This is a genomic window from Schleiferilactobacillus perolens DSM 12744 (genome assembly GCF_001435585.1).
Classification (GTDB): Bacteria; Bacillota; Bacilli; order Lactobacillales; family Lactobacillaceae; genus Schleiferilactobacillus; species Schleiferilactobacillus perolens.
Map to the genome: position 1 here is coordinate 1 of NZ_AZEC01000030.1, position 9,431 is coordinate 9,431.

9 protein-coding genes and 1 tRNA gene are annotated in these 9,431 nt (G+C 46.4%); all 10 read right to left on the bottom strand.

Annotated features, from left to right (window positions below; translation table 11 throughout):
- Positions 1 to 149: 149 nt before the first annotated feature.
- Positions 150 to 272: a hypothetical protein gene (locus FD09_RS16970; RefSeq protein ID WP_268873302.1), complete on the bottom strand. Its 123-nt coding sequence runs from the start codon at positions 270 to 272 to the stop codon at positions 150 to 152.
- Between the two features lie 98 nt (positions 273 to 370).
- Complete coding sequence (locus FD09_RS15155) at positions 371 to 568, bottom strand: hypothetical protein (RefSeq protein ID WP_057822531.1); 198 nt, start codon at positions 566 to 568, stop codon at positions 371 to 373.
- A 122-nt stretch (positions 569 to 690) separates the two neighbouring features.
- Positions 691 to 2,055: a hypothetical protein gene (locus FD09_RS15160; RefSeq protein WP_057822532.1), complete on the bottom strand. Its 1,365-nt coding sequence runs from the start codon at positions 2,053 to 2,055 to the stop codon at positions 691 to 693.
- A gap of 100 nt (positions 2,056 to 2,155) precedes the next feature.
- Positions 2,156 to 6,298, bottom strand: coding sequence for a MucBP domain-containing protein (locus FD09_RS15165; RefSeq protein WP_057822533.1), 4,143 nt, complete (start codon positions 6,296 to 6,298; stop codon positions 2,156 to 2,158).
- 257 nt (positions 6,299 to 6,555) lie between these two features.
- Entirely contained in the window at positions 6,556 to 7,203 is a 648-nt protein-coding gene (locus FD09_RS15170) for a recombinase family protein (protein WP_057822534.1), read from the bottom strand.
- A gap of 85 nt (positions 7,204 to 7,288) precedes the next feature.
- Positions 7,289 to 7,438: a hypothetical protein gene (locus tag FD09_RS16435; RefSeq protein WP_157053866.1), complete on the bottom strand. Its 150-nt coding sequence runs from the start codon at positions 7,436 to 7,438 to the stop codon at positions 7,289 to 7,291.
- A 279-nt stretch (positions 7,439 to 7,717) separates the two neighbouring features.
- Positions 7,718 to 8,203, bottom strand: coding sequence for a hypothetical protein (locus FD09_RS15175; protein ID WP_057822535.1), 486 nt, complete (start codon positions 8,201 to 8,203; stop codon positions 7,718 to 7,720).
- A gap of 62 nt (positions 8,204 to 8,265) precedes the next feature.
- Positions 8,266 to 8,544, bottom strand: a complete 279-nt coding sequence (locus tag FD09_RS15180; protein ID WP_057822536.1) for a hypothetical protein — start codon at positions 8,542 to 8,544, stop codon at positions 8,266 to 8,268.
- Between the two features lie 66 nt (positions 8,545 to 8,610).
- Positions 8,611 to 8,781, bottom strand: a complete 171-nt coding sequence (locus tag FD09_RS16440; RefSeq protein ID WP_157053867.1) for a hypothetical protein — start codon at positions 8,779 to 8,781, stop codon at positions 8,611 to 8,613.
- A 533-nt stretch (positions 8,782 to 9,314) separates the two neighbouring features.
- Positions 9,315 to 9,387: transfer RNA gene (locus tag FD09_RS15185), tRNA-Thr, on the bottom strand.
- Positions 9,388 to 9,431: the final 44 nt, after the last annotated feature.

A 9,431-nucleotide genomic window follows, 5' to 3' on the forward strand; every position in this document is an offset into this window, starting at 1 on the left:
GTCTAACTTTTTTGTTGCACTTCAGGCGGGCCGGAGATTGTTAGGTGGTTGTATTTCAGTAAATACAGGAAGGCATCGTTTGGTAAGCGTTAACCCGATGAAAGTCTGCAGGACAATTTTAGACTCCCAAAAAAGCATCCACCATTTTCTTACAAATTGAAAATCCAACCTGTAATGATGAAAGCAAGCATTGTTACTGTCTTAATATTGGTCTGTGAAAAGAATTCCCTGAAACCTTCTACCACTTTAGTTTGCACTGGTTTTTCATTCATAATAAGGCCCTCCAAATATCTGGTTAATAGGACAGGAGATGATCTCTCGAATAGTCCTCCCACTGTGCTTCTTCAGTGGGTTACTATGCGACACGGGGTCACACGTCTTCCGTATAGCCTACTTCATTAAACTCGAAAAGTGTCTCAAATTTATTTAGCTTTTCTACTTCGTTAGTCATATACCTAGGCTGCTTAATCTCAGTATCAACCCGCTGTGATCTGTTCAAAGCATCAACTAGAGCGTTAGCAGATTTGGCAGTGAAGCGGAAATCTGTGTGAAAACTTTTAGTTGCCATGACCGATACCTACCTCCGAGCACAATTATTCTACGCCCAAACAAACAAGTCAAACATCGGTGAAATCAATCCAAGTACGCGTCTAAAAACCCCGCACTAGAAACTGCAAGACCATAATAATGCTAATTTACCAAAAAGTCTGACCGGTACCGTGCCGTCCATGTATCATTGAGCATAGCACTGCCATTACCCGTATAAATCTTGCCATCCGCAGTAATCGCGTATAGGTGGGCAGGAGCCATATTCTCTTGGCCAACCATTGTGTCCGCCCAATATACTGTGTACACCGCATCGATGGTCTGGCCCGTGCCTGAAATACCAAGTTGTTCGTCGGTACCACTGCTGGTAATGTGGTTCGCGGGATTGTCTTCCGTTGCATTTGTATCTATCCCGCTCTTTTCCCACCAACCGACAATCCATTTTTCGAAATCTTGGACGGTTGGGAAAATGTCGGTAACTGACTGACTCTTGGACTCGTGCCAGCTTTGTTTTAGATGGTCAACACCCCATTGTTCCAAAATAGTCGAATATTGATCGCCGGTAGCTTCAATTTGGAAACTTGAGACATTCACCGAAAGTCCAGTAAGAACTTGCAAGTGGTCATTATCGGTAATCCGCAACTTGATTTCCTTTGTTCCAAATAAGCTCGCCCCAGTGCTCCGGTAGGTGCCTTTTGAAATATCGGTACCCTGGTAGGTCGGGCTTTCAATAGTGACGGTCAAAATAATCTGATTGTTGCTCAGGTCAACCACATAAGTGCCCTGGATGACTGCCACTTCCGGCTGATTTGACTTGCCGTTGCTGTATTGCCAGATGAACTGGTTACCCTGAAACGCCAGTGAGTTACTGGCCGTACCGGATGCAGAGTTAAACGTTTTGCCGGAAAAGCGATTGAAGGTTTCCTTGTATTTCTTCAGTTCCGTGTCTCGGTGTTTGATATAGCTTACAGTCGTTTCCTTTGTTGGATAGAGCTTAACGTTATTCACTGTACCTAACAGGTATTCCTTCCGATTCAGCAACTGAATCGGATGGTCTTCTGCCGCTGTAAGCTTAGTGGAAGAACCATCCAAACTAGAGCGAACCGAAATAGAAACTGGCGCGCCACCAGCCTTCAAAATATCATCAGAGCTAAACATTTCCTCGGTGACTTGTTCAATTCGGATGGTCACGTCCTTGCTTTTTGCGTCCACTTTGTAAGAACCAGTTTGTGTGAACCGACCGGCGTATCCTTGGGAGCTAATGATATCTTGGGTGAAATGACCGTGCTTATCGAAATTAATCGAATATCGGTAGGTTGGGTCTTTTGCGGTCCCGTCACCCTTGTGCGTACCGGCGTAATTGCCAAGCACTTGATTTGTTTCTGTTACTTTACTGCTGGTGCTGCTTTGACCTTTTGCTGTGGCTGATTTATTTCCAAATAAACCACACCCAGTGAGCAGCGTGAGTCCTAGAATTAGGATCACTGCCTTGTGAAACCCTTTCATCATTACTCTTTCCTCCCAGTTCGTTATAAAAAGGGGCTTTTTCTAAAAAAGCCCCTTTTATTCTTAGCTAACTTAAAGTCTTGTTATTCAATACAACCCATCTTTATTCATTCTGCTCATACTGGAAGTTAACTTCATTTCGATTGGGATTTGCCACTGGAATTAAGGTGACAGTAAGTGGGTACCCATTGTCGTACGCCGTGAAACCTGGGATTGACTTAGCGCTAAGAGTAATTGGTTGCCCTGCCACTGCGTCGACAACTTCTGTTTCATAGCGAAGTGTCTTCGTATGCTCATGATTCAGAAGGGAATACGTGATGGTCACCTTTGTTGGTGTTGCCGGGATGGTCATTGAAGCCGGGTGATAGCCCTTACTTTGCAATGAGCTAACAGATTCTCCCAGCTGCAGAACAGGTGAATAACCGATGAGGGTGCCACCACCCACTTGAATGTTCACATACGTCACAAAAGCGCCAGAAGGCATAGCTGATTCAAAAGTCTTGTCTTGTCCCTGAGCAAAGTCCAAGTATGCGTCTACATCTGCCTGAGTTTTAAAGATATAGGGCGGAATGTAATAAAACTTCGGTGGCTGTTGGTCAGCCCAATCAAATCCTTGTTCCATGTCAATTTGGTCAACTTGTTCTGGCGTGAACCCTGCTTGCATCAAGGTTTTAGAATTAAACTTGCTCGCATCCCAAGTATCCGCAGCCTTACCACCCATGTCTTGAATAACGACAAAGTTGCCATCCTTGGTAATCGCCACACCCATACCGCCGTCGGTGAAATCTTTGGTCAACATTGCTTCGTTGTGTGCCGGAGAATTCTTGAAGTTATCGAGAGCCTCTTGTGCAACCGTATCAGCATTGCGATCAGGATCAGAGTCTGGGAATACTGTCAGGTTTTCAGCCATGTTGGTCGAACCGTACGCCGTAAGGTGCGCTTCGTGGTTAAAGTTTTGACCATTCGGAAGTAGATGGTCAGGCGCAGAAAGTCCACCTGCATTGTATGCGTCCGCCTCCTGCTGAGCACGTACCATAGCGCCTGCAGATAAGTTCGGGTCAGACTTTAATGCGGTCAGCCCCTGGGAAACGCGGTAAGCATTCAACTTCGTAAGCAGTGCGCTGGCAACTGCATTCACATCAACCTCAGCCGGTGTGGGCAAGTAGCGGAAAGTCACGGTGTTATCAGTAGCATCCACGGTAACAGTTTGAGTTGCATCACCTTGCAGCGTCCAACCATCAATGGTCGGAGCAGTAGCGGTGTACTGTTTACCGACTTCTACTTCGTCGGATTCGGTTTGTCGTAAGACTTTTCCGTCAACATTACTCTTGGCAATAATGGTCACTTTAGCCTTCTGCACGGGTGTTGCTTGTTTAGTGTAAGTGAAGGTGATTGTGTTGCCCTTGGCATCTACTTTAACCGTTTGGGTCGTGCTGCCTTGCAGAGCATAGCCATCAATTGCCGGAGCAGTCGCTGTATAAGGACTGTCTACATTGGCTTGTTCAGACTTATCGTCGGCGAGCTTATTACCCTTGTCATCGACATACTTCACTGTCACGGTAGCTTGCTGTGTTGGGTCTGTATGCTTCTTCCATGTCACAGTGGTCGTATAGGTCGTCACAGTATCCCCGTTGTCCAAGGTTTGTACTGTCTTGACTGGGTCGGAGATGCTTACCTTATCGTAACCGTCCGTTGAGTCCAGTGTTTTGCCACTTTCGTCAACATTGACAGTTACTTGTTTGTCCGTGTTCTGAATCAAATGCCAAACCACGGTCACGGTATGCGTAGTCACGGTGTCCCCGTTCGGTAGAGTTTCCACACTGTCTTTGGTGGAAGAGGATAACTGGTGGTAACCAGTCGTGTCAGAAATGGCTTTTCCAGATTCATCCACATCGACGGTTACCGTCTTTTCGGTGGTAGTCGGTTGACGCCAAACAACTGTGGTGGTGTAAGTGGTCGTGGTATCACCATTGGCCGCTGTTTCAACATTCTTGACTGGATCAGAAACCGATACTTTGACCAAACCATCTGTGCTGGCTAATACTTTCCCGGATTCATCCGTATTGACTGTCACGTTTTTATCCGTATTGACCACTTTATGCCACGTTACAGTGGTGGTGTAAGTTTTCACAGTGTTCCCATCGGCATCAGTTGAGTCGGATTCCACCGGGTCGGATGTAGAAATCTTGTGGTAGCCAGTGGTATCAGTGAGCGTTTTGCCGGCTTCATCCACATTGATTGTCACGTTCTTGACAATGACGCCTTCTTCATGCTTCTTCCAAGTCACGGTTGTGGTGATTGTTGTCACCGTGTCGCCGTTGGTCGCTGTGTCTGTCACGACACCGTCATCGGTCTTTTCGGAAAGCTTATCATAACCATCTGTGCTGGCTAAAATCTTACCATCTTGGTCCACGTTAACTATGACGTGTTTGTCTGTGTTAACAATTTTATGCCAAGTCACTGTGATCACTTTTTTGCCATCCTGTTCGATCGGATCAGAGGTACTCATCTTGTGATAAAGCTTAGCATCCGGGTTGGCACCCAAATCATTGCCAGCTTCGTCAATGTTCTTCGTCACAGTCGTTTCAACTGGCGGTGTCACAGATTTGCGCCAAGTAATCGTTATGACATAGGGGGTCACTGTGTCACCATTAGCGGCTTTGTAGCTCACACCCTTGATTGGATCAGACGCGGAGGCTTTCTCATACCCTGTGGTGTCGGTCAATACATTCCCGGATTCATCCACATTCTTCGTGATCTGTTCATCACGAGTCACCATTTTATGCCACGTCTTCGTGATGGTTTTTCCATCCATAGAAGTCTCACTCTTGATGAGGTGATACACATTCGTATCTGGATTCACCCCAAGGTTCGTACCATCTTCAGAAACGTTCACGGTATTCACGACAACACCAGTCTCGTGCTTTTGGTAAACAATAGTGGTGGTGTAAGTCGTAGTAGTGTCACCATTAGTAGCAGTAGTCACCACACCATTGTCGGTTGACCGGGACACTTCGTCGTAACCTGCAGTGGAAGCCAGTTTATTACCAGCTTGGTCCACATTCACGGTCACATATTGGTTAGTGTTAACAGTCTTATGCCAAATGGCGGTCGTTGTGTGTGTGGTGACGATAGTTCCGTCTCCTTCAGTCGTAGTGGTGTTTACTGTGGATTCGCTCAACTTGTGGTAGCCAGCAGTATCCGCCAGTTTATTACCAGCCTCGTCTACGTTTACAGTCACGTATTCATCCTTTGTGCCCGGAACAACGGGATTTTCATTCTTCTTAACCGTAAAGGATATCGTAGCATCACCGGCGACCTTAACGGTTTGGTTATTACTACCCTGCAAGGTGTATCCTTGCAAGAAACTATGGCTGTCTAAATTGCCGGCAAACACGGTGGCTTCAGAACCGATCTTGGCAGACAAACTGCCTAAAACACCTAACTCATTGCCATTAGCATCTTTAGCGACAATGGTCAAAGTTGCGTACTTTTCAGTTGGTTTTGTAGGCTCAGTAGGTTCACCTGGTTTCGTTGGGGTAGTTGGCACTGTTGGAGTCGTGGGTGTCGTTGGAATAGTTGGCCCAGTCGGGGTAGTCGGCGTGGTGGCTAAACCAGAATTATTATTGCCCTTATCGAGATCCGCCGAGTTACCATTATTTCCAGTGGACTGAGCAGAGCCATTGTTGGTCGATTGGCTACTATTACCAGTAGCTTGTTGCGTCTGTTGTTCTGCCGCAGTCTTCTCTGCTGGTGTAGCTACGGCTCCCTTTGCAGGGTTGGCGTTAAACGATGTTGTTCCGTTCGGCCCTTGTACAGAAATAGTGGCGTTGTCACCAGTACCGTTGATAGACAGTTTTGAGCCAGCATAAATAAGATTAATGTTGGCAATCCGATTAATCTCCGCCAAACGGTTAACGCTGGTCTTAATACCGACCGTGTTCAACGCTTCACTGATAGTGGACAAAGTGTCGCCCCATTGGATATCGTATACTTGTTTATTTGACGCTTGAATTTGAGCCACAATGTCTGCAACTGGGCGTAAAGTCCATACTTGTTGCGTCGTTTCTGTTGTTGCGGCTTGGACCTGTGCCGGTTGGCCGCCAAGTATTGCAACTCCACCCAGTGCCAATGCGGTCAGACCAACCGTTAACCAGCCCTTTGCCTTGCTGTGAACTAGCTTTGCGTGGTACTCGCGCTTTGCAGTGGCCTCGGCAAGCAAACGCTGCTTTCTCGTTTTCTCCATGTTATTTCCTCCCAAATTGTTGGTATGATGCCACCCAGCAATACTGAATCTGCTTAATTCTCACAATCTTTTAGCGGGTGACACTACTGCCAATAACGACGGTATGGACAGTAGCAAAAAAAGCCTCACCACGATTTGGTAAATCCAATCGTAGCAAGGCTTCAAGATTCAATTATTTTTTGTTTGGCAACTGACTAAATGGGTCGTTATTGGCATGAATGGTACTTTTCGTTACGCTTGTTATTATACCATCAACTTCAAGAATTGGAAGCTTCAAAATTTGGCTGACGCCTTGATAGACCTGAACTCTTGGCCAACCTGTAGACTGTCCGAACCGATACGCCGTATTTCTTGGCAGTCGTTTCCACTGAAAATGCGTGATTTTGGTATAGTTTCCGAATTGCTTCTTGGGTTTTCGCAGGAACTGCCGGTCTTCCCAGTTGTTTGCCCTCCAAACGAGCCTGGTAGAGAGCTTCTTTGGTCCTCGCTCGGAGCGTATTGACCTCAAACTCGCTAAACATACCCAGCAGTTGCATCATTAAGACACCACCAGGTGTGGAAGTATCAATATTCTCTGACAAGCTTCGAAACGCGACACCAGAGCGCTGCAGTTCTTCCAGGGTGCTCAGTAGAGTCGACATCTTTCTTGCCAACCTGTCCAATTTGTAAACGACAAAAGTAACCGATTTACCTTCGGACGCAAGCTTTTTTGCCTTGTGAATAGCCTTCTTGAATTCTGGTCGTTCATCTTTGCGCCCGCTCATTGCTTCGCCGAATAAGTATGTGACGTTAGCCTCCTGGAGCTTCCTACGCTGAACATCAAGCCCTAACTTCTGCCGGTCCTCAGTCGTTGATACTCGCATATACCCGACACTGACCTCGCTGGTCTTGCTTTTCTGATTCATATTATCAATTCCTTTCAGCGTATAATGCGCGGATTTCAGAAAGAAATTATTTCATTTATCGGGAACAAGCACCAGCGACGCACACTCATGCAGCTTCTTTGGACCAAATGACTTTGTTGGGCTGAAAGTCTTCAATGAACTGGTCAATAATGTTCGAAGCATTCTCCGCATCAGCCACCAAGTCCGTAAGAGTTTCTGTGGTTGCATCAACTAAGTATTGCTCGTGCCCGGCCACCAGTGGCTACCAATGATATATCCTCCTGGTTCAATACCTTCAGCTGGATTACCAGTTTGACCTTCCTTTCAGCAATAACAGACTGGTCAATGACCAGGAATATCAGCCTTTCGTTTACTTTGTTCTTCACCGCTTTCATCACCTTTCATCTTTACTATTGAAGGATACCATCATGGCCTGTATTCATGCTCAAGGTTTCTATCAATCCCGGCCATTTCCAATATTTGAAGGCAAAAAAATATCCATCCCCCAAAGGATGGACATCTGTTCAACAATCGCTTAGGCTTTGGCGGCTTTCTTTTCCTCGGCCTTAACAGTTGTGCTTTTTGTACTTTTCGCTGGTGCTGGTTTAGCTTTACCAAGTGAAACAAACTGCTCTTCGACCTGGTCTAAATACTTGTCAATAAGCTGTTTTGCCGCAATGTCAGGCTTGCCAGCATTCGGAGGGGGCGGCAAGTCCCGGATTAACTGGAAGTTCTTCTTTGCTTCTTGGACATATAATGCCATTCCGCTGTCGGTCTTAAACCATTTTGCGCCATGAGCGTCTTTGATTATTACAATGCCTAGAACCTTACCGGCTTTAACGCGCGTGCTAATACCCTGTAGAACGCCAAAACGTGGTTGCTTCTTGTCATTAACCAACATTGGTTCCAATTCTTTAATTTGGATCAACCGCTCCCAAATTTGCGGAAACGTCTGACCCTCCTTGGTATCTAAAATACCAGGTAGTGCCTCTAAAACCATTGCAGTCGCGGATTTTGTCATGACCAACAGCTCCTTATCCTTTGGTGCTGCTGTTATAACTCTGAGTCAGCTTGAAAGACAAATCATTTCTTCTGCCTGACTAATCGTTGGACATGTCGGCGCCAGATGAGCGCGCCCAGCAAGCCATAAACACCCACTAGCATTTCGACCATGACTACAATACCTAGAGTGGGGCCGATGACGGTATTGAAGATTTTTCCCGGAAATAGCGACCCGATACACACAACTGCCAGCAACGTTGCGGCCGCAGGACCAAGCCCAAGGTCTTCCAGAAATCGGCACCGGCGAACCGTGCTCACACTGGTCGGTTCATACTTGTATTGATTCGTAAACTTGGTCATGGCCGCACCTCTTCTTGGTTGCCAGAGTACCTGGCAAGGTACCGATAAACGGATTTACGCGAAATGTTATAACTTCTTGCCAATTCGGCCTTTGACCGACGTATTTGCGGCCAATAGGTCATCAATAGTCCGTACCGTTATCCCTCTGGCTTGGCCCACCAGTTTGATTAGTTCAGTTCCGGCCACTGCTCTGTGTTCATCAGCGGCTGTGCCGTCGTACTTGTACTCGTTTGCCATAATTCTTCTACCACCTTGTTTATAAGAGTTGTCAGGGGGTACAGGGAGTGGCTTCCAGCAGTCATGCGGCTTTTCAGTCTTCAAATTCCATTCTGCACGACTTAATGGCTGCAACTTATCCTGTACCTTTCCACCACCTTATATTCCAAGTTTCACAACGCTTCGGTTTCACAACATAGCATGACCAAAATTAGAAATATTGGGCCAAAATATCCTGTTTTCGGCCTACATTTCAAAAAAGTACTCATATCGAGTACTCACGCTGGGGCCAAAATGACTCATGTTCGGCTAAAGCTTCTGTTATGATCAACAACAGGAATGGCTTAGCACCGGTAATACCAAGCTTCCCGAAAGTTACTCTAATGAGTACTCACACTAGGCAAAAAAGTACTCATATCTTCGCGGTCAATCATGGATTTTCGGCGGTATTCAACGACTTTTTGAAGGCATAAAAAAACAGCCACCAGCGACTAACTGATGACTGAAACGCCTATGTATAGGCTTATTCGGGGCTCCGCTAAAGCATTTAATAATGCCGACTAGCCGATTCGAACGGCTGACCCTCGGTTTACGATACCGATGCTCTACCAGCTGAGCTAAGTCGGCAAATTGCCCTCGATAGACAATGACCCGTACGGGATTTGAACCCA